Source organism: Trichloromonas sp., assembly GCF_034006665.1.
In the GTDB taxonomy this organism is placed as follows: domain Bacteria; phylum Desulfobacterota; class Desulfuromonadia; order Desulfuromonadales; family Trichloromonadaceae; genus Trichloromonas.
On sequence record NZ_JAVESI010000038.1, the window covers coordinates 1 to 21,072 of the forward strand.

Consider the following 21,072-nt stretch of genomic DNA (forward strand, 5'->3'; position numbering starts at 1 on the left):
TCCCTCGCAAAGCATTGGAATTGTTAAGGAATATACCATAGATCACGTCCCGGCGCAAGAAAAAAATTGCAAATAATCTAATGATTTAAACTATTTGTCGGATCTTCTCTTTTTGCGGTGGCATCAAAGGGTGGCCAGGCTTGGGATAAGCCGCTGTTTTGCGGTTGCGGGAAACGTGGGGCTGTGTTAGCTTCCTCTCATGCATGCGTCATCAGGGCTGGTTTTTCCGCAAACGACACGCCTTCCGGAGCGGGGGCAAGAAGACGAGGAGTTGAGGGAGATGTACCAACAAAAGCAGAACATGGGAACAGCGGGTTACGAATTTGCGGGATTCTCGCCGGAGCGCTGGGAAACCCTGCGGCGCATTGCCGGCGAACGCTGCGAGGCGGCCCGCTGGCGTGAGGAGCAGAAAGCGCGGGGGATCTGCCCCGCCATCAAGATCATGGAGGATCTTATCGGCTAGCCCGTTTCCTTCCCATTGTTCAGACCGGCGAAAGCGGGAACCCCTGACGGAATTCCCGCTTTTTTCACGGGGCGGATCCGTCTCGGAAGAATGCGCGCATGGCATCCAGGACTTCCGCGCTTGGCGCCACCAGGGTGCGCGCCGCCGGCAGAGAGCGGAGGAAGATCCGGCCGTAGCCCTTTTTCACCACCCGCGTGTCGAGAATCATCACCACCCCCCGGTCGTCGCGGTGGCGGATCAGGCGCCCGAATCCTTGTTTGAATTTAATCACCGCCTGGGGGACGGTATAGTCCATGAACGCATCGCCGCCTTGCGCCTCAATGGCTTCGGCTCGCGCCTGCAGCACCGGTTCCGTCGGCACCTTGAAGGGTAGCCGGGTGATGATGACCTGTTCCAGCGCCCGCCCCGGCACATCCACCCCCTCCCAGAAGGAATCGGTACCGAAGAGGACGCTTCCCGGGACGTCGCGGAACAGCTTGAGCAGACGATGCCGGCTGTCTTCTCCCTGACGCAGACAAGGATAACCCCGGGCGCCGAGGATCGGCGCCAGTTCGCCGTGCACCCGCCGTAACAGGGAGTAGGCGGTGAAGAGCACGAAGCTGCGGCCGTCGGCGGCGAGGATCGCCTCTTCGGTGAGATCCCGGACCCGTTCGGGGTAACCGGGACGTCCCGGTTCGGGAAGGTCGGTGGGAATGGCGAGGAGCGCCTGGCGGGGGAAATCGAAGGGGGAGGCGAGCAGCAACTCGCTGAGGCGTCCCGGCTCACTGCGGTCAAGACCGACGCGCTCCTCGAAATAGCGGAAGGATTCTCCGACGGTCAGGGTCGCGCTGGTCATGACCACCGTCTTGTATCGATCATACACCCCCTGTCTCAGAGCGCCGGCAACGGAGAGAGGGGCGGTGTGCAACCGGGTGACGATGCCGGTGCCCCGGCCGATGCGTCCCTGACTCGTCTCCAGCCAGGCGCAGGTCTCCGGATCCTCGGCAAGAAAGGCGCGCAGATCGGCGGCGATTCCTTCCAGGCGGCCGGCCGGTGCGCGCAGGTCGAGGAGCTGGCCGTGCAGCTTTTCCAGGGTTGTTTCGGGCAGGGTTTCGCAGAGTTTGAGCAGTTCGCGCAAGGCGCGGGCGAGACTGTCGCCGGCGAGAATCAGTTCGCGGACGCGCGTGCGGATCGCCGCCCAGGCGGAGGTGGCGGTGAAAGTGGGAACCAGTCGCTGCTTGAGGGCCTCTCCCGGGTCGATGGTTTTGCCGAGGCTGCGCGCCAGTTCTTCGCCAATCGTTTCCAGATTGGAAACGGCCTGCTCCCCAAGCGCATGGCAAGAGGCGAGCAGTTCTTCGACCCGGCCATGCACTTCCCGGTAGAGGCGATCCTCGTTCTCCGGCAGTTCCCGGGCCAAGGCGTTGAGAAAGCGGGGCAGCAGACCCCGTTCCGGTTTGCGCGGATGGCGCAATTTGCCGAGCTGGCGGGTGAAGGAGAAGCGCGTCACTTGGGCGGCGAGGAAATTGGTGGCGACATCCTCCAGGTGATGGGCTTCATCGAGGATGATGCGATCAAAGGGGGGAAGGACGGCGGCGGTGGTGTAGTTGTCGGTGGCCATGCGCAAGGCCAGATCCGAGAGGAGGAGGGCGTGGTTGACCACCAGCAGGTCGGCCTGGGCCGCCAGCCGTCGGGCCTTATGAAAGAAACACCCGGCGTAGTGGGCGCAGCGGACCCGGGCGCACTGGTCGATTTCGCAGCGGACCTCGTCCCAGACCTGCTCCTTGGGTAGAAAGGGGAGATCCTCCCGGGAGCCGTCCCCGGTGCGTTCGGCCCAGTCGAGGAGGGCGCGCAGCTCGCCGCTCAGTTCCTCCTCGAAGAGTCCCGGCTCCAGCCGGGCCGTCTCCGCCCGGCGCTTGCAGAAGTAATTGCCGCGCCCCTTGACCAGAACGGCGCGGAATTCCAGGTTCGTGGCGCGGCGCAGAAAGGGGAGATCTTTGCGGATCAGTTGTTCCTGAAGATTGATGGTATTGGTCGAGACCACGACCCGCTCGCGGTTGGCGAGCGCCCAGAGGATGGCCGGAACCAGGTAGGCGAGGCTTTTGCCGGTGCCGGTACCGGCCTCGATCACCGCCAGGCGGCCGTGGTTGAAGGCTTCGCCCACGGCAAAGGCCATGCGCAGCTGTTCCGGACGTTCTTCGTAATCGGGCAGGGTGCGGGCCACCAGTCCTTGTGGACCGAGAAGCGCGGCGATGCGTTCCGGTGTCACCCCCGCTTCCCGGTGAGGGGCGAAAGGTTCCACGACCCTGTACACATTTTCCACAGGGTTGTCCACAATCAGGAAGCCGACCCCCAGCTCGCCCAGCCGCCCGGCGACTTCGATATCGGCCCGGGAGGGCTGGAGTTGTCCCGAGGGGTGGTTGTGGATGACCACGTCGCCGTGGCGGCAGACCTGGAGGATGGCCGGAACTGCTTCGGCGTTGCCCCGGGCGAGGACCTCGGCATCGCAGACGCGCCTTTCGCTGTCGGTACGGCCGAGAAAGAAAACTTCGTTGCCTCCCGCCGTCGCGATGGCGTGGCGCAACAAAAGGCAGACTTCGGCAGTAAAGCTTTGATTCATGAGAAGAGGGCTCCTTGGTCGCGGCATTATAGGGGAGGGGACGGGAAAAGGAAAGAAGGGGAGCAGGCTTTTTTGATGGCGAAGAAAATATATATTGACAATTGAATGTATGCGGCCATATTGTGCATATGCACAAATCAGCCCAAGGGAACGACTTGATGAGTCCAGCGGAAATCTGCCGGGTCCATTTCTCGAAACACCTCGGAAGTTTTGTCGCCGATCTCGAAAATGCGGCCATTAAGAACGGCCTCAGCACTCACCACCGGGACATTATGGCCAGGGTCATGATTGTCTTCGGCAAGGAAGGGCCGACCGTCGCCCGGCTCCTCGCCCTTGTCTACGTCATCCAGATCCAGGCAGCGGCTTGGTATATCCGCCTGGTACCGCGTATTTTCGAACCGGCTCCAGGGAAAGCTTCGGCCCGGGCGGCAGCCCATGCTTGGTCTTTATCGTCTAAGCGCTATTAATAGGAAGGTCTCTCCGGAGGACAGCCATTGCTTCCGGTTTCCCGGCCGTTAGGAGAAGCTGCATGTCGCCTCGCCCCCTCAAGCCCCGCCTCTGTTGCCCCCATCGGGCGCCCGGAAGTCTGGTCTTCAAGCCGGTCGGCATTCCCCGTTCCGAGTTGCTGCGCATTGACCTCGGGCGTGACGAGCTGGAGGCGCTGCGCCTCTGCGATCTCGATGGCCTCAGCCAGGAGGCAGCCGGCGAGCGCATGGGGGTTTCTCGGGGGACGGTGCAGCGTCTGACTTCCCGAGGTCGGCGCAAGGTCGTCGCCGCCCTGGTCGGCGGCTCCGCCCTGCATATCGCCCCTTGGAGCGAGACCCTGGCCGGGGAGGAAGGTTCCGATGACGGAGAAGCCCACAGATAATCCCGCCCATCTCGCCACCATTCTCGACAGCGTCGCCGACGGCGTCTTCACCGTCGACGATGAAATGCGCATCACCTGGTTCAACCGGGCTGCCGAGGAGATCACCGGCTTTACCCGCGCTGAGGCCTTGGGCCAACGCTGCTGCGAAATCTTCCGCAGCAGCGTCTGTTTCAGCGATTGCCCAGTACGCGAGGCGATGACCGGCGGCGCGGACGTGATCAACCGCGAGGTCGACATCCTCGACCGGGACAATCGTGAGATTCCCATCTCGGTCAGCGCCTCGGTCCTGCGGGATGAGTCCGGCCGTCCTGTCGGCGGGGTCGAGACCTTCCGCGATCTTTCCCGGCTGCGCGCTCTGCAGCGGGAGGTCGAAAAGAAGTATACCTTTCATGATCTTGTCAGCCGCCACCCCGCCATGCGTCGGCTCTTTGACGTGCTGCCCGATGTCGCGGCGAGCGGTGCGACGGTGCTTTTGCACGGCGAAAGCGGCAGCGGCAAGGAACTCTTTGCCCGCGCCCTGCACGATCTCAGTCCCCGGCGCGAGGGGCCGCTGGTTACGGTAAACTGCGGTGCGCTCCCTGAGCCCCTCCTCGAAGCGGAAATCTTCGGGGCGAAAAAGGGGGCTTACACCGGCGCGGTGGCTGATCGCCCCGGGCGCCTGGAACAGGCGGAAAAAGGGACCCTGTTTCTCGATGAAATCGGGGATCTGCCCCTCGCTTTGCAGGTCAAGCTGCTGCGGGTGTTGGAAAACCGCGAGTACCAGCCCCTCGGCGCCCGGCGGCCGCGCCTTGCCGATGTCCGCTTTATCGCCGCGACTCATCGCGATCTGGAGGGGATGGTGGCCGAAGGGAGTTTCCGACGCGATCTCTTTTTCCGGGTCAACGTGGTCAAGCTCTCCATCCCCCCCTTAAGAGAACGGCGCGAGGACATCCCCCTGCTGCTGGAGATGGCCCTAGACCGCTTCAACCGTGCCTACGGCAAGAAGTTGCGTGGTTTCACCCCCGATGCCCTGCGCCTGCTCCTCGACCATGACTATCCCGGGAACGTGCGGGAACTGCTCAATTTGGTGGAGCGGGGGGTGATCCTCGGTCGCGGCGAGTGGCTTGATGTCGGCCTATTTCCCGAAGTCGCCCCCTCGCCTTCCCCCGTTATGTCCGCCGGAGCGCCTGTCCCGCCATCGTCGCTGGAGGAAGTGCTGCGGCGGCACGGCGGTAATCACACCCGCGCCGCGCAGGAACTGGGAGTGAACCGTACGACCCTCTGGCGCTGGCTGAAAAAGGCGCGACAGCCCTGATTCCCCTTCGAGGTGCCCATGCTGCAAACCTTTCAGGACAGTTTTCTGCATGCCCTGATGATCAGCGGTTTCGTTTTTGTCATGATGCTGGTCATCGAATATCTCAACATTCTGACCCGCGGGGTCTGGCAGGAAGGGTTGCGCGGTAGCCGCTGGCGCCAGTATCTGCTGGCATCATTTCTCGGCGCCACCCCCGGTTGCCTGGGCGCTTTCGCCGTGGTCTCCCTCTATTCCCACCGGGTCGTTTCCTTGGGAGCCGTGGTCGCGGCGATGGTTGCCACCAGCGGCGACGAATCCTTCGTTATGCTTACCCTTATGCCGCAGACCGCCCTTGGTCTCTTCACGGTGCTGCTTCTGATCGGGTTGGCGGCGGGTCTTTTTACAGACCTGCTGGTGACGGAGCGCAAGGTGGTTTGCCCGCTCGACGGTCCCGGCATCGCTTATCATTCCTCGGAACGCTGTTACTGCTTTTCCCGGGAGGAGATTCTCAGCCAGTGGCGGCACTGCTCCCTGGCCCGGGGGGTGCTGATGCTGACCCTAGCGCTGTTTTCCCTGAGTCTGGCGGTGGGCTGGGTGGGGCCGCCGGCGTGGAACTGGATACGTCTGACCCTGCTGCTAACGACCCTGACCGGACTTTTCATCGTCACCACCGTCCCCGATCATTTTCTCGAAGAACACCTCTGGCGCCATGTCGCCCGGGTCCACGCACCGCGCATCTTTCTCTGGACCTTCGGCGCCCTGCTCGCCATGCACCTGCTTCTCGGGCCTCTCGACCTAGGGAACTGGGTTGCCGCCAACCCCCTCTGGCTGCTGGCCGTTGCCGGTTTGGTCGGCCTGATTCCCGAGTCGGGACCGCACCTGATCTTCGTCACCCTTTACAGCCAGGGGGTTATCCCGTTCAGTGTGTTGCTGACCAGTTCCATCGTTCAGGACGGGCACGGCATGCTTCCCCTACTGGCCGAGTCCCGCTGGGATTTCTTTCAGGTCAAGGGGGTCAACTTGGTGGTCGGTATGCTGGTGGGAGGAGTCGCATATCTGATGGGATACTGAGCTGTGAATTTTTCCGAGAAGATCGCTCTCCAGTCCCTGGCCGTCAACCTTCTGCTGGTCGCGATCAAGGTGGAATAGGCTCTCTTTTCGGGGAGTTTGGTGCTGCGTGCCGATACCCTTCATTCCGCTACCGACGTTTTTTCCGTCTTGGTGGTGTGGGTCGGCATTCGCATCGCCGGGCGTTCCAGCCGCAACTTCCCCTACGGTCTGTATGAGGTGGGAAAACTGGTGGTGCTCAGCGGCAAGGGGCCAGGATTTGTTCTGGGTAACGCCGGCGTGATCACGCGCTTGGCGGATACGGAAGATGCCGAGGCGGTTCTGGAGGAAATCCGCCGGGATTGTCGGGAGAATCGTTTCTCGAGATGCCCCGTCGGTGACTGCCAAGCAGGTGTTGCACATGTTGTATATGTTGCAGAGATTGTTGCCAGCTATTATTTGGTTTTTATTTAGATAAAATAGGATATTTAGGCCATTTTGCCAGATATGATTGTTGCGAATGCAACAGGTTTCATTTCAACCGATCTGCTCAATCCCCAACTTCTCATTTTTAACTATCTGTTATTTATACAAAATAATTTTTTTTCGAAGTTTCAAAAATAAAGGCATGTTATTTGAATTAGATGGTGGTATGAATTCGAATGCCGCTTCTGGACAACCTGTGCGTATTGCCATCCCTGCCTATGGCAGCCGGATCATGCCCCGCTTCGGGCAGGCCCGGGAGTTTTTCTTTGCCGAGATCGATCCGGTGAGCCGGTCGTTGCAGCAGCTGCAACCCCGCCTCTGGGATCTCTACAGCGATCCGCCTGTGGTGCGATGGCTGGTTCGGGAGGGGGTGGACGCGGTCCTGTGCGGCGGTATTCATCCCCGTTTTCAGATTGCCCTGGTTTCGGAAGGGGTCGAAATCCACTGGGGATTTCGCGGTGAAGTAGAAGAGGTGGTGCGCGCCTGGCTTGCCGGCGGTTGCGAACCCCTAGGCAGCCTGACCCCGACCGGCGAAGAGAACCATTCCTGTCCCGTGCGCCGCCTGGCGCCCAAGCCCTGCTCGTGCCGGGACCAGCAAGGAGAAAAATCATGAAGATTGCCATCACTGCCCAGGGATCGACCCCCGAGAGCCCGGTGGACCAGCGGTTCGGTCGTGCCTACTGGATGCTCTTCTACGACGAGAGCAGCCAGACTTGGGAAGCTCTGGAGAATTCCGCCGCCCGTAACGCCGTCCAGGGAGCGGGGGTTCAGGCGTCCAGGCTTGTCGCCGAGCGCGGCGCCAACGTCCTGATCACCGGCGTTACCGGTCCTAAGGCCTATCAGACCCTGAATGCGGCAGGAATCAAAATCATGCATGGCGCCAGCGGTACCGTGTCGGAGACTCTGCAAGCTTACCGGGACGGCAAGCTGGTGGAAGCCGATGCCGCGTCGGCGACCGGCGGCTCCTGATTCTTGTCCGGTACCGGCGCTAGCGCCGGTACCGGCAAATCCACCTCATCTCGCCCTCGTTGGGCATCCGAAAAAGGAGAATGTTTCATGAATAATGTCGAAGTCATCGCCATCCCTTCCATGTATCCCGGCGGCCTGGAGGCCAACCGCTCCGGGCATTTTGGGCGTTGCGATCTTTTTACCCTGGTGACCATGAGCAACGGTGAAGTACAGTCGGTACGCACGGTGCCCAACGTCGAGCACGCCGAGGGGGGGTGCCTGGTGCCGGTGCAGATCCTCCAGCAGGCCGGCGCGACTTCCCTGGTGGTGGCCGGTATCGGCATGCGGCCGCGCATCGGCTTCGCCCAAGCCGGGATCGAAGTGCTGGTCGGGCCGGGCACTACGGTTGGCGAGGTGATTGCCGCCTACCAGAACAATCAGGTACGCCCCATTGCCGACAGTGACCTGTGCGGCGGCGGTGGCCACTGATTGGGTCAGAAGGAAAATTTCGTTTCGCACGCAAAAATCAAAGTCAAAGGAGAAAATAAGAAATGAGTGGGAGTGCGTGTGGCGGCGCCGCCTCGGCGTCTTGTCCGAATCAGGATAAACTGACCGCTAACCTGAGCGGCATCAAACATAAGATCGTGGTTTTGTCGGGCAAGGGCGGAGTCGGCAAGAGTACCGTGGCAACGAATCTGGCGGTAGGGCTCTCCCTGGCGGGGTTCAAGGTCGGCCTGCTCGACGTGGATGTGCATGGGCCGAGCGTTCCCCATCTGCTCAAACTTGCGGGGGTGGTCCCGGGCTTCGAGAATGGGGTGTTGCAACCGGTCCCCTGGAGCGACAAGCTGGGGGTGATGTCCGTCGGTTTTCTCGTTGAGAGTCGCAACGATCCGGTGATCTGGCGCGGGCCGCGCAAGTCCGGGGTGATCGAGCAGCTCATGCGCGAAGTCAATTGGGGGGAGCGGGATTTTCTGATCGTCGACTGCCCGCCGGGAACGGGGGACGAGCCCCTGTCGGTGCTGCAACGGCTGCAGCCGGACGCCAAGGTGGTGGTGGTGACCACGCCGCAGCAGGTGGCGATCGCCGATGTGCGCCGCTCAATCAGCTTTTGTCGGGCGGTGGGGGCGCCGATCATCGGCCTGGTGGAGAACATGAGCGGCTATGCCTGTCCCCATTGCGGCAAGGTCGAGGAACTCTTCTCCGTCGACGGCGGGGTTGATCTCTGTGCGGAAATGGGCGTTCCCTTCCTCGGGCGGATTCCCCTCGATCCCCTGCTGATGCGGGACGGTGATCAGGGTAATCCCTTTGTCGCGCAGGGGCGGGTCAATCCCACCGCCGAGGCGATCGAGGCCATTGTCGGCAAAATCTCGGCTGCGGTGAAGTCCTGATGGTTATGGTTATCTACTCGGGATAACAGGGTTTTTTTGTTTAGAAGGGCGATTGCTCTGGAAAAGCCCGGGAAAATAGGGTAGTAATAGCCATCTTGCCGGTCAGGCAGGTTGCCGCGCCGAAAACGGCGCGGCAACCCAACCCTTTCGGGAGACGCTATTATGTCCATGAAACATCGCTTTATTTTTCCGGATATCCGACGACGGCGTCGCCGTCGCCGGCAAGCGCTGGTTGCGCTGTCGGTGCTGGCGGTTCTCGCCTTTTTGCTGTTTTGGGGGCCGGAATACGAGCCTTCAGCCTCGCCGGAAGAAACCGCTGCGGTCGAGACGGAGAGCGACGCAGGCTCGGTGGCCGAGGCGGCGGAGAGTGAAGAGGCCCAAGCCGATGACGTTCCCCGGGATCTGGCTCTGGATGGGGTCGTTCAGCCCGGGGAAACCTTCAGTTCCCTGTTGCGGGAATATCTCTCCCCGCAGCAGATCAGCGATCTGGCCGCGCGCAGCCGCAAGGTCTTTCCTCTTTCCCAGTTGCGGGCCGGCCAGTCTTATTCTCTGGCCTTGCAGGATGACAGCCTGGTCAGTTTCATCTACGACATCGATCGGGATCACCAGTTGAGTATCCGCTGCGAAGGGGAGGGCTGCGACGTCGATCGGGTGCCCATTCCGTATACGGTGCAGACCGAAACCCTTCAGGGTACAATCTCCTCCAGCCTCTTCGAAGCGGTGGCTGAAAGTAACGAAAGCGCCGAACTGGCGGTTGCTTTGGCCGACATTTTCGCCTGGGATATCGACTTCATCCGTGACATCAAGGAAGGGGATGCCTTTTCTGCGTTGGTGGAGAAGCGCTACCGCGATGGGCAGGCCGCCGGCTACGGACGAATCCTTGCCGCCGAGTTCAACAACCAGGGGAGATCCTATCAGGCGATTCTCTTTCAGGATGGTGACAACCCGCCTCAGTACTACACTCCCGACGGCCAGGGGATGCGCAAGGCCTTTCTCAAGGCGCCCCTCAATTTTTCCCGGATTTCTTCCGGTTTTACGAAGAAACGCTTTCATCCCGTGTTGCGGGTCTGGCGTCCGCATCTGGCCATCGATTACGCTGCTCCCACCGGTACCCCGGTACGCACCGTGGCCGACGGCAGCGTGGTTAAAAAGAGCTATGATCGCTCCAACGGCAACCTGGTTCGGGTGCGTCACGCCAACGGCTATGAAACGACCTATATCCACCTGAGCAAGTTCGCCAAGGGGTTGAAAGTGGGCAAACGGCTCAAGCAGGGAGATCTGATCGGCTATGTCGGCAGTACCGGCATCGCCACTGGACCTCACCTTGATTTCCGCATGTTCAAGAACGGCCGGCCGATCAATCCGACGACGGTCAAGTCGACCACCGCTGATCCGGTATCGAAGAAAAATCTCGTCGCTTTCCAAGCTGAGGCGGTACGCCTGCTGGCCGAACTGGATGGAGGCAATATCCAGCAGGCCCGGGTCGCTGCTGAAGAAGAGAAGAAACTGACACCCTGAGAGCAGTTAGGACAAAGAAGGAGGCTGCATGTACACGGCCAAGGTCATGGACCATTTCGCCAACCCCCGCAACGTGGGAATCATCGAGGATGCCAATGTCGTGGTCCAGGTCGGTGATCCCAACTGTGGCGACGGCCTGCTGATTTTTCTCAAGATCGAGGATGACCGCATCACCGACATGAAGTACAAGATCTACGGCTGCGGCGCCGCCATTGCCACCTCGTCGATGGCGAGCGAAATGGCTATCGGCAAGAGCCTTGATGAGGTTCTGGTCGAGGTGACCGAGGAGAATATCGCCGCCGCTCTCGATGGCCTGCCCGACGCAAAGATGCACTGTTCGAATCTCGCCGCCAGTGCCCTGCGCGCCGGCATTGCCCAGTATAAGGACATCCAGAGAAAAAAAGCGGCCGCCGCCGGATAGCTCCGACGACGGCCCTTGCCTCTTTTTTCGAACCCTTTTCCTATCCTGGAGAAGGGTTTCTTGTTGGTGCGAATCAGGATGCGAAGATGGCGCGCAGATCTTCCTTGATGTCCCGGGGGGTGATGCCGAAGGTCTCACTCCAGTTTTTCGGGTCGCAGACATTCCCTTCGAGGAGCATGGTCAGCTGCCCCGAGGTAATGGGGAAGCGCGGCACGGCTTCGAGGAGATTGACCAGCGGCTTCATCAGGCACAGGGGTTGATGCAGCTTGAGCACTTTGCCCTTGCCGAGAGCGGCGCCGAAGGCGTCGAGAAGTTCGTCGTAACTCAGGCTAGCGGGGCCGCAGCAGCAGTAGGTTTGGCCGATGCTTTCCGGCTGTGCCAGGGCGGCGACGAAGCTCGCCGCCACATCCTCCACCGCTACCGGGCTCATGCGATATTGGCCGTCGCCGAAGACCGGTACGACCGGCAGTTTGCGTACCAGGTCGGCGAGCATGTGCACGAATTCTCCCTTGGCGCCGAAGGTCAGCGAGGGTCGGAAGATGGTCCAGTCGAGCTGCGATGCGCGCACCAGTTTTTCGGCTTGCCACTTACTCTGATGGTAGGGGGTGGTGGCGTCTTCCCGGGTGCCGTTGGCGCTCATCTGCAGATAGCGGCGCACGCCCTGGCTTTGCGCGGCTTCGAGAAGGTTGCGGGTCGTCTCGACATGCAGTTTCTCAAAGGTGATCCCCTTGGCCGGAATTTCACGGATGATTCCGACCAAGTGGATGGTTGCGTCGCAGCCGGCCAGGGCTCCGGCGAGGGACGCGGGATCGACGGCGTCTCCCCGGCGGAGGTCGAGTCCGGGATGGATCGGCAGTTTGTTTTCGCTTCCGGCGCGGACCAAGGCGCGGACCTCGTGCCCGGCCGCGAAGAGCTGTTTGAGCACCTCCTGGCCAATGAAGCCGGTGCCGCCTGTGACAAAGACCTTCATGGGAACCTCCTTGAAAATGATCGGCATCCTTGCGGACCGATAAACCATAACCGAAAGACAGCGGGCGCGTCTTTCGGAAAAGCGCTAGTTACCCCCTGCGGCGTTGGGAACGATACCTGAAATCTGAGGCGCCTTGGGATGTTTTTCCCTCAGCCGTCAGCCCTTGATCACCGCCAGCGGCCGCAGCCGAGCAACAATCTTGCCGAGCCCGGCGCGCCGCACAACGTCGACCACCTTGGCGACATCCTTGTAGGCTTCGGGAATCTCTTCGGCTACCGTTGCCCGGCCGGCGGCGCGGATGAGAATCCCCCGCTCAGCCAGTTCCGCTTCGATGTGCCGACCGCGCGCGACCTTCTTTGCTCCATGCCGGGAGAGCAGGCGGCCGGCGCCGTGACAGGTCGAGCCGAAGGTTTCCGCCATCGCCCCTGCCGTTCCGACCAGTACGTAGGAATAGCGCCCCATGTCGCCGGGGATCAGCACGGGCTGACCGACGGCGCGGTAGGCTTCGGGGGTGTCCGGGTGTCCCGGCGGGAAGGCCCGGGTCGCTCCCTTGCGGTGCACACAGAGCCGCCGCGCCCGGCCGTCCACCGTATGGGTTTCCCATTTGGCGATGTTGTGGCAGACATCGTAGATCAGCGCCAGCCGCAGTTGCGCTGGCGCCAGGCCGAGAACCTGCTCGAAGGATTCCCGCACCCAGGCGGTGATGATCTGGCGGTTGGCGAAGGCAAAATTGGCGGCGCCGGCCATGGCCGCCAGATAGTCCCGCCCTTCTGGACTGGTCAGGGGGGCACAACAGAGCTGACGGTCGGGGAGTTCGATGCCGTACTTGCGGCTGGCCTGGAGCATGCGCTTGAGAAAATCGTCGCAGACCTGATAGCCGAGGCCGCGACTGCCGGTATGGATGCTCACCGTCACCTGCCCGGCGAAGAGGCCGAGAACATTGGCCGCCTTGCTGTCGAAAATCTCCTCCACTTTCTGGACTTCGAGAAAATGATTGCCGCTGCCCAAGGTGCCGAGTTGGGCGCGCCCCCGCTCCATGGCCCGCTCCGAGATCAGTTCGGGATCGGCGCCGGGCAGCGTCCCGCCATCTTCGATATGGCGCAGATCCTCGGCTTCGCCGTAGCCTTGGGCGATGGCCCAGGCCGCACCCCGTTCCAGCACCCGGCGCTGTTCGGCCAGGGAGACCTTCAGGTCGCGCCGTTCGGAACCGACCCCGGCCGGCACATTACGAAAGAGGGTATCGGCCAACTGCCCCAACACCGGTCGGATTTCGGCGGCGACCAGGGCGCTGCGCAACAGGCGCACGCCGCAGTTGATGTCGTAGCCGACGCCGCCGGGGGAGACAACTCCCTCGTCGGCATCGAAAGCCGCCACCCCACCGATGGGAAAACCGTAACCCCAGTGGATGTCGGGCATGGCCAGGGACGGCCCCACGATCCCGGGCAGGGTAGCGACGTTGCGCACCTGCTCCAGCGCCTGCTCCTGTTGCAGGGCGGCGATCATCCGGGCGTTGGCGAAGACCAGCCCCTCCGTGCGCATTGCTCCCTCTCTGGGGATGCGCCAGCGGATGTCGTCGATTTTCTCAAGTTTGACGGTCATGGAAGGAGTTCCGCTACAAGAAAGAAAATCGGCCTCGCGCCCGTTCGTTTCGCTCACTTGAGCACACAGAGGCCGCGGAGTAAAGACATAATCTCAAGGTTTTCTCTGCGTTCTCCACAAACGTTAGCGCCTGTGAGGAGTGGGCGCGAGGATGCTTTGCTTTTACAGATCGACGTAAACCCTGGCCTGCCAGCCCTGGTCGTTCCCTTCGACAGAAAGCTGGTGGTAGGTGACGGCCTTCACTTCCCGCGCGACCGGGTGGCGTTCCGGGTCGAAGGGCTCGCCGCGTACCTCACCGCGCAGGGTCTTCTCGCTGATTTCATGGATCACGAATTCCGCCGGAACCAAGCCGTGCACCTCGAAGAGGTAGAGGATTTCTCCGAGCCAGGCGACCAGAAGTTCGCCGGAATCGCCACCGGCGAGGGAAACCGGCGCGCTTTGCCGGGAGTCGACCGCAACGTCGTCGAAGATGATCTCTGTCAGCCCGTTCGCGGCGGCAACGAACAGTTCCGCGAGGGAGTCCCCGGTGGCCGCGATTCCCATGTCGGCGGTGTGCGCCAGCAGGCGGAAGGCCCCCATTCCTCAGACCGTCCGTTCCCAGAAAACCCGACAGACGTCGTGGTCGTCGCTCCAGGAAACCCGCAAGTCCCCCTGATGGGCCTTGTGCAGGGCGCGGCCGAAATGTTCGGCAAGTTTTTCTTCGGTGGTTTCGATGACCAGGTCGCCGTTCTCGCGTGCCATGCGGATGATCCGTTCCAGCGGGTTTTTATCCATGGCCCGGGCTTCTTCGTTCTTCAGCAGATTGTAGATTTCGTCCTCGTGCTCCCACAGATAGTCACCGCGCAAGACGACTACCCCCTCGGCGTAGCCTTCGGCTTTCTTCCGGCAGGCCGGGCAGGTGACCCAGTTTGCTTCGCCGCTGGCCTCCAGCCGGGCGTAGGTTTCCGGATCGAAGGTCCAGCGTTTGTTGTGATAGACCGCTCCGCAAATCCGGCACAGGGAAGGATCCTTGAGCCCTTCCTCGGCGAGGTAGGGATCTTCGCTGCTCCGGCTCCGTCCCCGTTTGTCGCCGATCCCGAATTTTCTGCTGTCTTTGGTCATATGCGCGCTCCTTTCGCTGAAAAACGCGGTTTTACTAGGCAGTATACCACGCCGCACGGCGCTGTGTAGGATGGGAGATTTTTCAGCAGGGAAGGGGGCGCAGCACCGCCCGGCAAGGGGCGCCGTTGACGCCATCTCCCTCGAATGGCTGCTCGGCCTTTGCTGGGTGGTCGGTATGGGTACCGGCGTGACTCCCCAGGGAAAGTCGGGTCGAATGAAAGGGTTTGGCGGCAATGCCGGAGCATTCCAAACGGATGGCCGGGTCGCCGGGGAAGGCGGGGAGGCTTTCCGACAGGGGGACGGAGATGTCGATAAGGGGCACGGGGGACTCCCGGGGATTCGTTTTTTTTCAAGTATAGCGGGGAAATCAGAGAGGGAGGAGCCAAGAACGGCTCTTCCCCGAAAAGATAGACGATGGGATAAGTTTATTGAAACTTTTTATCTTTTTTATGCTTAAATTTGTTAAAAGTGCCCATTCCGGCAAGAAGTTATGTATGGTCGTGAGGATGCCCTTTGCCGGATGGTGGTTCCAACTCATCGTGTTCAGTCGAACACCCACGGGAGAAGAAAGCATGAGCAAGGCAAGTGCGGTCACCGCCCAGGACCTGGGACTGAAAAGCACCGGCAAGGTCTATCACAATCTTGGCTATGACGAGCTTTTCGAACATGAATCCGCCAATCGCGAGGGACGGGTCTCCGCCAATGGCACCATGATGGTCGACACCGGCAAGTTCACCGGACGCTCGCCCAAGGACAAATATTTTGTCCACCAGCAGCCTTCCTTCGGCAATCTCGCCTGGGGCAAGGTCAACGTCGCCATGGCCCCCGAGGTTTTCGACGAGCTTTATGCCGAGGTCATCGACTACCTTTCCGGCAAGGATATCTACGTCACCGACGGCTTCTGCGGTTCCAACGAAAGAACCCGTAAATCGGTGCGCTTCGTCACCGAATTCGCTTGGCAGTCGCACTTCGTCAAGAATATGTTTATCCGCCCCTCCGCAGCCGATCTCGCCACCTTCGCTCCCAACTTCACCGTTTACAACGCCAGCAATCTGGTGAACAAAAACTGGGAGCGGCATGGCCTCAACTCCGAGGTCTTCGTCGTCTTCAATATCGAGAAGAACGTCGCCATCATCGGCGGCACCTGGTACGGCGGCGAAATGAAAAAGGGCATCTTCACCATGATGAACTACTGGCTGCCTCTGCAGGGGATTCTCTCCATGCACTGCTCGGCCAACGTCGGCAAAAAGGGGGATGTCGCTCTCTTCTTCGGTCTCTCCGGCACCGGGAAGACCACCCTGTCGACCGACGCCACCCGCAAACTCATCGGCGACGACGAGCACGGCTGGGACGACGACGGCATCTTCAACTTTGAAGGGGGCTGCTACGCCAAGTGCATCAATCTCAGCGCCGAGAGCGAGCCGGAAATCTATAACGCCATCCAGCGCAACGCCCTGCTCGAAAATGTCGTCGCGGACGACGACGGCGTCATCGACTTCGACAGCCGCGCCAAGACCGAGAACACCCGGGTTTCCTACCCCATCGAGCACATCGAGAGCCACGAGGCGAGCCTCAAGGCCGGCCATCCCAAGAACATCATTTTCCTGACCTGCGACGCCTTCGGCGTGCTCCCCCCGGTCTCCAAGCTGACCAAGGAGCAGGCCATGTACTACTTCCTTTCCGGCTACACCGCCAAGGTCGCCGGTACCGAGCATGGCGTCACCGAGCCCCAGGCCACCTTTTCGGCCTGCTTTGGTGAGGCTTTCCTGCCCCTGCATCCGACCGTCTATGCCAAGCTGCTCGGCGAGAAGATGGAAAAGCACGGGGTCAACGCCTACCTCGTCAATACCGGTTGGGTCGGTGGCGGCTACGGCGTCGGAAAGCGCATGAGCATCAAGGCGACCCGCGCCTGCGTCAACGCCATTCTTGACGGCAGCATCGAAAAGGCCGAGTTCGAGCAGACCCGCTGGTTCTGCCTGCACATCCCGAAAAGCCTGCCCGGCGTCGACAGTGCCCTGCTCAACCCCCGCAACGCCTGGCTCGATGTCGAAGCCTTTGACAAGAGTGCGCATAAACTGGCCGGTATGTTCATTGAGAATTTCAAGAAGTACATCAAGGACGGCGACGACTTCGACTTCACGCAGGCCGGTCCGAGAACCTGATTTTTCCCCGTTCGGCGCTGTATGAAAAAAATGAGGGGCGGTCCCATGGGACCGCCCCTCGTGATTTGACGCTCGGGATGCTTCAGATGATCTGCATCCGGCTGATGGCCACCTGGGGCATGGGGGGAACGTCGATGGTCCATTTCCGTTGCGCCTGTTGCAGCAGGACACGAACCGTTGTCTTGTCGCGCCCTTTGCCGTAGGCGACAACGATGGCGCCGGCCGCCGCCAGTTCCTCGGCCCCGGCGTCGCCGCTGACCAGCCCCAAAGGACCGGAGAAGTTGTCGGCGCGGATCAGGGTATCGCTCGGCCGGACCAGGCGCTTGATTGCTTCGTTGTCGCTCTGGTTGCGACCGACGGCGAGTTGGGCTTTGGGGGAGAGGCGGAACTGGCGGCCGACCTTGAGCAGTTCCACGTCGGTGACGTCGGCTTCGGGGCGATGGACGAAGAGATCGCGTAGGCGCCCGGAAAAGGAAGATTCGGTGAGCAGACAACCGCCGCCGGAGGAGGGGTAGTCGACGATGCCCCACTCGGTGGCCAGTTCCTGCTGCCGGCGGCGGGAACGCCCTTGGATGTCGAGCAGTCGTTCGCGGTCGACCAACCCTTCGTCCTCCATGGCTGTGATGGGCAGCAACCGGGCGGAGAGGGGGCGCAGGATCCGTTTCGGGTAGCCGGAATGGTTGGCCACCGCCCGCAGGGCGGAAAGGTTCTGGCTCATTGGGCGCTGTCCCAGGACCTCGCCGGAAAAGAGAAAGTCGAAACCCTTTTCTTCCATGATGTCGCCGGCGAGGCGGTACATCAGGGCATGACAGTCGATGCAGGGGTTCATGTTTTTGCCGTAGCCGTAGCGGGGAGACTTGAGCATCGCCAGATGGATTTCGCTGATGTCGCGGATTTGCAAAGGAAAATCGAGCATCTGCGCGGTCTTCAGGGACCTTTCGGCGCCGAAGAAGGGGGTAACGAAGGCGACGCAGGCGATTTCGACCCCCTGGCGGCGTAGCGCCAGGGCGGCCAGGATGCTGTCCAGTCCGCCGGACAGAAGCCCCAGTCCTTTACTCATGGTCTTCTCCCGCCCGCCGCACGTCCGGTGCCGCAGGGCTGTTTCATGGTCTCGATGGTTTGATGCGGATGCGCGCATCCTGGTCTTTTGAAAGGGGGGAGGATACGCGAAGTTGCCGCCGAGGTCAAATGGACTCCGCCATTCGGCGGGGATCTGGCCGACAAATGTAGGCGGGGAAACTGGCCGGCTGCCTTTCTTTTCGCGGTGTTCGTGCTTTTCCGTCGGGACGGCAGGCCGAGGATCGCCGGGCGGTTACGGACTTTTCCACTGAGGATTTCCCTGATTGGTGCTATGATGACGAATCGAGGCCTGGCCGTGCCGATTCCGGCTGGATTCTTGCTAGGATTCACGGAGATGTGCGGGAAGATTTTCACGCACGGCGTGTTCATCTCGCTACAAGGAGTCGCTTATGGCCAAGATCGACGGTCTCTTCAAGTTGATGAAGCAGCAGGGCGCCAGCGACCTGCATATTTCCAGCGGGGCGCCCCCCATTCTTCGCCAGCACGGCGACATAGAGAAGCTCAACTATCCGCCCCTGACCAACGACCAAGCCAAGGCGATTCTCTTCGAAATCCTCAACGAGGAACAGCGTACCCAGTTCGAGATGACTCACGATCTTGATTTTGCCTACGAACTGCCTGGAATTGCCCGCTTCCGCGGGAATATCCTGGAAACCTACCGGGGCATCGCCGGGGTCTTCCGCATCATCCCCAGCAAGATCCTGTCCGCCGACGAACTCAATTTGCCGCCGGGCATCCGCAAGCTGTGCCATCTGAAAAAGGGCCTGGTGCTGGTCACCGGCCCGACCGGCAGCGGCAAGTCGACGACCCTAGCGGCGATGATCGACTTGATCAACTCGACCCGCCGGGAGCATATCCTGACCCTCGAAGATCCCCTCGAATTCATCCACGAAAACAAGATGTCGCTTTTGAACCAGCGGCAGATCGGTCAGCATACGCTCTCTTTTGCCGCCGCCCTCAAGGGGGCGCTGCGCGAGGATCCGGACGTCATCCTGGTTGGCGAGATGCGCGATTTGGAGACCATTTCCCTGGCCATGACCGCCGCCGAAACCGGGCATCTGGTCTACGGCACCCTGCATACCAACTCGGCGCCGAAGACCATCGACCGCATCATCGACGCTTTCCCCAAGGATGCCCAGGAGCAGGTGCGGACCATGCTCGGCGAGAGTCTGAAGGGGGTCATCTGCCAGCAGCTGATGAAGACCGCCGACGGCAAGGGGCGCATCGCCGCCCATGAGATCCTCATCGGTAATGCGGCGGTGGCCAACCTCATCCGCGAGGGCAAGACCTTCCAGATTCCTTCCATCATGCAGACCGCCAAGGGGGAGGGGATGCAGCTCATGGACCAGCGTATCCTCGAACTGCTCAAGGAGCAGAAGATCACCCCCGAGGAGGCCTACCGCTGCGCCGTGGAAAAACGTTCGTTTGAGCAGTATCTTCCCAAGCAGGACGGCAAACCTTGATGGTGTCGCAAAAATTTGGCAATTGCAGCAACGCCGCAATTGCCGTTTTTGGCTTAGCCATATAACTTGGCGCTTTCTACTCGAAAGCATCCCCCCTGAGCCCTGGACAGAACCTTGCAAGACTCCTTCGGTCGCACCATCGACTACCTGCGGCTCTCCATCACCGACCGCTGCAACCTACGCTGCCGCTACTGCATGCCCGAGGAGGGGGTCGAGTCGGTGGGGCACGGCGACATTCTCTCTTACGAGGAGTTGGTACGTATCGCCGCCGCCGTCCGCAGCAGCTCCTCCAACTCCGCACCACCGACGCCGCGCCGCGCCGCAGCGCTTCGCGGATATCGATTTCGTCCGAGGCGAGCAGGCTAGGGGAGGCGGACTACCGGGAGGGGCAACGAGGGATGGAGCGGATCGGCGGATAGAAAAAGGGCGGCCCTGTTGGACCGCCCTTTTTTGCTACGTTGGTGCGTTTCTCGCCTTACTTGGCGAGATGGCAGCGGTTACAGTTGCTTTTGGCGTCGAAGGCGCGCTGACCGTTATGGCAGACGCCGCAGAGTTTGCCCGCGTAGATCTGCTCCATGGTGATGGTGACCGTCCCCTGCTTCATCTTCGGAAAGGTGTCGGCATTGTGACAGTCGGCACATTTGGCGCCGGCGCTGGCGTGAATCTTGCCGTCAAAGACGACCTTCCCGGTGGGACTTTTGTCGAAGTTCAGGGTGCGTCCCGGGGGAACCGCGAGGGCGACGCCGGCGAGACCGATTCCGGCCAGCAGTAGTGTCAGAACGAGACGAATGCGCATGATGGGTTCTCCTCCTATGCAATGGGTCCAAGTTTTTCTAAGGTTTAATTATGCCCCGACCGATAAGAAATGCAACCGGGAATAGTTTTTTGACCCGGCGCGGTATTTGCAGAATTGGATAAGAGCCTACCCTTTAAATTCAGGAGGAATCATGGCGATCAAGCCTTCCGATCTTATGCAGAAGCTCAATCTCCATCAGCAGTCGAGCCGCCGCAACCAGATCGCCGGAGAGCAGCGCATCGGTTTCGCCGATGTGCTTTCCACCATCGCCCAGAAAAATTCTACCGATTACGGCGCCTTGGCTGAACTGTGCCGGTTGACGGTACTCAACAGCAGCGTTTCAGTGGCCGACGACAGTGCCTTCGAGAAAAGCTTCCCGTCACCTTTGGCCTCTCTCGATGCTTATGTCACGGCGGCCAGTCAAAAAACCGACCTGACGCCGGAAGCCGCGACCGTTGCCCGGGAGCAGAGCGCGCCGCCGCGGACGGCGCTGACGGATATCGCCGAGCGCGCCGCCGAACGTTACGGTGTCAGTCCGGCGCTGGTCAAGGCGGTCATCAAGGCCGAGAGCAACTTCAATCCTACCGTCGTTTCCCATGCCGGGGCTCAGGGCCTGATGCAGCTGATGCCGGGGACCGCCCAGGATCTCGGCGTTTCCGATCCCTTCGATGCCGAGCAGAACGTCATGGGCGGCACCCGTTATCTGAAGCAGTTGCTCGGCAAGTACGACGGCGATCTGGACAAGACCCTGGCCGCCTACAACTGGGGCATGGGCAATGTCGACCGCAAGGGGATCGACGTTCTTCCCGAGGAAACCCGCAACTACTTGAGCCGCGTCAAGCGCTACCAGTCGGAGTTCCTCGCCTGAAAGAAAAGCGGCGGCCTCTCGGGGC

At 61.1% G+C, this 21,072-nt stretch carries 22 protein-coding genes and 2 pseudogenes; 16 read left to right on the forward strand and 8 right to left on the reverse strand.

What is annotated here, in order from left to right; translation table 11 throughout:
• Positions 1 to 280 precede the first annotated feature (280 nt).
• Positions 281 to 463 carry a hypothetical protein gene (locus RBR25_RS13290; RefSeq protein WP_432820037.1) on the forward strand — a complete coding sequence of 61 codons (183 nt, stop codon included), beginning with the start codon at positions 281 to 283 and terminating at the stop codon, positions 461 to 463.
• Between the two features lie 64 nt (positions 464 to 527).
• Here RBR25_RS13290 and RBR25_RS13295 read toward each other — a convergent pair whose 3' ends face one another.
• The gene (locus RBR25_RS13295) at positions 528 to 3,059 is read right to left on the reverse strand and encodes a helicase C-terminal domain-containing protein (protein WP_432820038.1); all 2,532 of its coding nucleotides are present in this window, start codon (positions 3,057 to 3,059) and stop codon (positions 528 to 530) included.
• A 158-nt stretch (positions 3,060 to 3,217) separates the two neighbouring features.
• Here RBR25_RS13295 and RBR25_RS13300 point away from each other — a divergent pair, with 158 nt between their 5' ends.
• The 11 genes and pseudogenes from RBR25_RS13300 to RBR25_RS13350 all read left to right on the forward strand — a co-directional run bounded on the left by RBR25_RS13300 (position 3,218) and on the right by RBR25_RS13350 (position 11,008).
• Positions 3,218 to 3,526 (forward strand): hypothetical protein, encoded by a 309-nt coding sequence (locus tag RBR25_RS13300; RefSeq protein WP_432820039.1) that lies wholly within the window; start codon positions 3,218 to 3,220, stop codon positions 3,524 to 3,526.
• Positions 3,527 to 3,588: 62 nt separating this feature from the next.
• Complete coding sequence (locus RBR25_RS13305) at positions 3,589 to 3,927, forward strand: DUF134 domain-containing protein (RefSeq protein ID WP_432820040.1); 339 nt, start codon at positions 3,589 to 3,591, stop codon at positions 3,925 to 3,927.
• Positions 3,905 to 5,221 carry a sigma-54 interaction domain-containing protein gene (locus RBR25_RS13310; protein WP_432820041.1) on the forward strand — a complete coding sequence of 439 codons (1,317 nt, stop codon included), beginning with the start codon at positions 3,905 to 3,907 and terminating at the stop codon, positions 5,219 to 5,221. Before RBR25_RS13305 ends, RBR25_RS13310 begins: the two co-directional genes overlap by 23 nt.
• Before the next feature lie 18 nt (positions 5,222 to 5,239).
• The gene (locus RBR25_RS13315; protein ID WP_432820042.1) at positions 5,240 to 6,271 is read left to right on the forward strand and encodes a putative manganese transporter; all 1,032 of its coding nucleotides are present in this window, start codon (positions 5,240 to 5,242) and stop codon (positions 6,269 to 6,271) included.
• A 93-nt stretch (positions 6,272 to 6,364) separates the two neighbouring features.
• Positions 6,365 to 6,721: pseudogene (locus RBR25_RS13320) on the forward strand (cation transporter); the annotation flags it as partial.
• A 154-nt stretch (positions 6,722 to 6,875) separates the two neighbouring features.
• Positions 6,876 to 7,346 (forward strand): NifB/NifX family molybdenum-iron cluster-binding protein, encoded by a 471-nt coding sequence (locus RBR25_RS13325; protein WP_432820043.1) that lies wholly within the window; start codon positions 6,876 to 6,878, stop codon positions 7,344 to 7,346.
• Entirely contained in the window at positions 7,343 to 7,702 is a 360-nt protein-coding gene (locus RBR25_RS13330; RefSeq protein ID WP_432820044.1) for a NifB/NifX family molybdenum-iron cluster-binding protein, read from the forward strand. The genes RBR25_RS13325 and RBR25_RS13330 overlap by 4 nt, the downstream gene beginning before the upstream one ends.
• A gap of 87 nt (positions 7,703 to 7,789) precedes the next feature.
• Positions 7,790 to 8,170, forward strand: a complete 381-nt coding sequence (locus RBR25_RS13335) for a NifB/NifX family molybdenum-iron cluster-binding protein (protein WP_432820045.1) — start codon at positions 7,790 to 7,792, stop codon at positions 8,168 to 8,170.
• Positions 8,171 to 8,232: 62 nt separating this feature from the next.
• Positions 8,233 to 9,069 carry a P-loop NTPase gene (locus RBR25_RS13340; protein ID WP_432820046.1) on the forward strand — a complete coding sequence of 279 codons (837 nt, stop codon included), beginning with the start codon at positions 8,233 to 8,235 and terminating at the stop codon, positions 9,067 to 9,069.
• Positions 9,070 to 9,231: 162 nt separating this feature from the next.
• Positions 9,232 to 10,587, forward strand: a complete 1,356-nt coding sequence (locus RBR25_RS13345) for a peptidoglycan DD-metalloendopeptidase family protein (RefSeq protein ID WP_432820047.1) — start codon at positions 9,232 to 9,234, stop codon at positions 10,585 to 10,587.
• 28 nt (positions 10,588 to 10,615) lie between these two features.
• Positions 10,616 to 11,008, forward strand: coding sequence for an iron-sulfur cluster assembly scaffold protein (locus RBR25_RS13350; RefSeq protein ID WP_432820048.1), 393 nt, complete (start codon positions 10,616 to 10,618; stop codon positions 11,006 to 11,008).
• Between the two features lie 73 nt (positions 11,009 to 11,081).
• Here RBR25_RS13350 and RBR25_RS13355 read toward each other — a convergent pair whose 3' ends face one another.
• The 5 genes from RBR25_RS13355 to RBR25_RS13375 form a co-directional block, all read right to left on the reverse strand.
• Positions 11,082 to 11,978 carry an SDR family oxidoreductase gene (locus tag RBR25_RS13355; RefSeq protein WP_432820049.1) on the reverse strand — a complete coding sequence of 299 codons (897 nt, stop codon included), beginning with the start codon at positions 11,976 to 11,978 and terminating at the stop codon, positions 11,082 to 11,084.
• A 156-nt stretch (positions 11,979 to 12,134) separates the two neighbouring features.
• Positions 12,135 to 13,577, reverse strand: a complete 1,443-nt coding sequence (locus tag RBR25_RS13360; protein ID WP_432820050.1) for an RtcB family protein — start codon at positions 13,575 to 13,577, stop codon at positions 12,135 to 12,137.
• 162 nt (positions 13,578 to 13,739) lie between these two features.
• Positions 13,740 to 14,156 (reverse strand): archease, encoded by a 417-nt coding sequence (locus RBR25_RS13365; protein ID WP_432820051.1) that lies wholly within the window; start codon positions 14,154 to 14,156, stop codon positions 13,740 to 13,742.
• Between the two features lie 3 nt (positions 14,157 to 14,159).
• A complete protein-coding gene (locus RBR25_RS13370) occupies positions 14,160 to 14,678 on the reverse strand; it encodes a BCAM0308 family protein (RefSeq protein WP_432820052.1) in 519 nt (172 codons plus the stop codon).
• 82 nt (positions 14,679 to 14,760) lie between these two features.
• Positions 14,761 to 15,000, reverse strand: coding sequence for a cyclase family protein (locus RBR25_RS13375; protein ID WP_432820053.1), 240 nt, complete (start codon positions 14,998 to 15,000; stop codon positions 14,761 to 14,763).
• 250 nt (positions 15,001 to 15,250) lie between these two features.
• On the opposite strand from RBR25_RS13375, the gene pckA reads away from it, so the two are divergent.
• Positions 15,251 to 16,840 (forward strand): phosphoenolpyruvate carboxykinase (ATP), encoded by a 1,590-nt coding sequence (gene pckA, locus RBR25_RS13380; protein ID WP_432820054.1) that lies wholly within the window; start codon positions 15,251 to 15,253, stop codon positions 16,838 to 16,840.
• 82 nt (positions 16,841 to 16,922) lie between these two features.
• Here pckA and RBR25_RS13385 read toward each other — a convergent pair whose 3' ends face one another.
• Entirely contained in the window at positions 16,923 to 17,900 is a 978-nt protein-coding gene (locus RBR25_RS13385; RefSeq protein WP_432820055.1) for a thiamine biosynthesis protein, read from the reverse strand.
• 409 nt (positions 17,901 to 18,309) lie between these two features.
• Here RBR25_RS13385 and RBR25_RS13390 point away from each other — a divergent pair, with 409 nt between their 5' ends.
• Both RBR25_RS13390 and RBR25_RS13395 read left to right on the forward strand, forming a co-directional pair.
• Positions 18,310 to 19,383, forward strand: a complete 1,074-nt coding sequence (locus tag RBR25_RS13390) for a type IV pilus twitching motility protein PilT (protein WP_432820056.1) — start codon at positions 18,310 to 18,312, stop codon at positions 19,381 to 19,383.
• Positions 19,384 to 19,497: 114 nt separating this feature from the next.
• A pseudogene (locus RBR25_RS13395) lies at positions 19,498 to 19,656 on the forward strand (GTP 3',8-cyclase MoaA); the annotation flags it as partial.
• A gap of 202 nt (positions 19,657 to 19,858) precedes the next feature.
• Here the strand turns inward: RBR25_RS13395 and RBR25_RS13400 are convergent.
• Complete coding sequence (locus RBR25_RS13400) at positions 19,859 to 20,179, reverse strand: cytochrome c3 family protein (RefSeq protein WP_432820057.1); 321 nt, start codon at positions 20,177 to 20,179, stop codon at positions 19,859 to 19,861.
• 151 nt (positions 20,180 to 20,330) lie between these two features.
• Here RBR25_RS13400 and RBR25_RS13405 point away from each other — a divergent pair, with 151 nt between their 5' ends.
• Complete coding sequence (locus RBR25_RS13405) at positions 20,331 to 21,047, forward strand: lytic transglycosylase domain-containing protein (RefSeq protein ID WP_432820058.1); 717 nt, start codon at positions 20,331 to 20,333, stop codon at positions 21,045 to 21,047.
• Positions 21,048 to 21,072: the final 25 nt, after the last annotated feature.

Coding starts and splice junctions, on each gene's coding strand:
- RBR25_RS13290 (WP_432820037.1), top strand. CDS start 281: ATGTACCAACAAAAGCAGAACATGGGAACAGCGGGTTACGAATTTGCG.
- RBR25_RS13295 (WP_432820038.1), bottom strand. CDS start 3,059: ATGAATCAAAGCTTTACTGCCGAAGTCTGCCTTTTGTTGCGCCACGCC.
- RBR25_RS13300 (WP_432820039.1), top strand. CDS start 3,218: ATGAGTCCAGCGGAAATCTGCCGGGTCCATTTCTCGAAACACCTCGGA.
- RBR25_RS13305 (WP_432820040.1), top strand. CDS start 3,589: ATGTCGCCTCGCCCCCTCAAGCCCCGCCTCTGTTGCCCCCATCGGGCG.
- RBR25_RS13310 (WP_432820041.1), top strand. CDS start 3,905: ATGACGGAGAAGCCCACAGATAATCCCGCCCATCTCGCCACCATTCTC.
- RBR25_RS13315 (WP_432820042.1), top strand. CDS start 5,240: ATGCTGCAAACCTTTCAGGACAGTTTTCTGCATGCCCTGATGATCAGC.
- RBR25_RS13325 (WP_432820043.1), top strand. CDS start 6,876: ATGTTATTTGAATTAGATGGTGGTATGAATTCGAATGCCGCTTCTGGA.
- RBR25_RS13330 (WP_432820044.1), top strand. CDS start 7,343: ATGAAGATTGCCATCACTGCCCAGGGATCGACCCCCGAGAGCCCGGTG.
- RBR25_RS13335 (WP_432820045.1), top strand. CDS start 7,790: ATGAATAATGTCGAAGTCATCGCCATCCCTTCCATGTATCCCGGCGGC.
- RBR25_RS13340 (WP_432820046.1), top strand. CDS start 8,233: ATGAGTGGGAGTGCGTGTGGCGGCGCCGCCTCGGCGTCTTGTCCGAAT.
- RBR25_RS13345 (WP_432820047.1), top strand. CDS start 9,232: ATGTCCATGAAACATCGCTTTATTTTTCCGGATATCCGACGACGGCGT.
- RBR25_RS13350 (WP_432820048.1), top strand. CDS start 10,616: ATGTACACGGCCAAGGTCATGGACCATTTCGCCAACCCCCGCAACGTG.
- RBR25_RS13355 (WP_432820049.1), bottom strand. CDS start 11,978: ATGAAGGTCTTTGTCACAGGCGGCACCGGCTTCATTGGCCAGGAGGTG.
- RBR25_RS13360 (WP_432820050.1), bottom strand. CDS start 13,577: ATGACCGTCAAACTTGAGAAAATCGACGACATCCGCTGGCGCATCCCC.
- RBR25_RS13365 (WP_432820051.1), bottom strand. CDS start 14,156: ATGGGGGCCTTCCGCCTGCTGGCGCACACCGCCGACATGGGAATCGCG.
- RBR25_RS13370 (WP_432820052.1), bottom strand. CDS start 14,678: ATGACCAAAGACAGCAGAAAATTCGGGATCGGCGACAAACGGGGACGG.
- pckA (WP_432820054.1), top strand. CDS start 15,251: ATGAGCAAGGCAAGTGCGGTCACCGCCCAGGACCTGGGACTGAAAAGC.
- RBR25_RS13385 (WP_432820055.1), bottom strand. CDS start 17,900: ATGAGTAAAGGACTGGGGCTTCTGTCCGGCGGACTGGACAGCATCCTG.
- RBR25_RS13390 (WP_432820056.1), top strand. CDS start 18,310: ATGGCCAAGATCGACGGTCTCTTCAAGTTGATGAAGCAGCAGGGCGCC.
- RBR25_RS13400 (WP_432820057.1), bottom strand. CDS start 20,179: ATGCGCATTCGTCTCGTTCTGACACTACTGCTGGCCGGAATCGGTCTC.
- RBR25_RS13405 (WP_432820058.1), top strand. CDS start 20,331: ATGGCGATCAAGCCTTCCGATCTTATGCAGAAGCTCAATCTCCATCAG.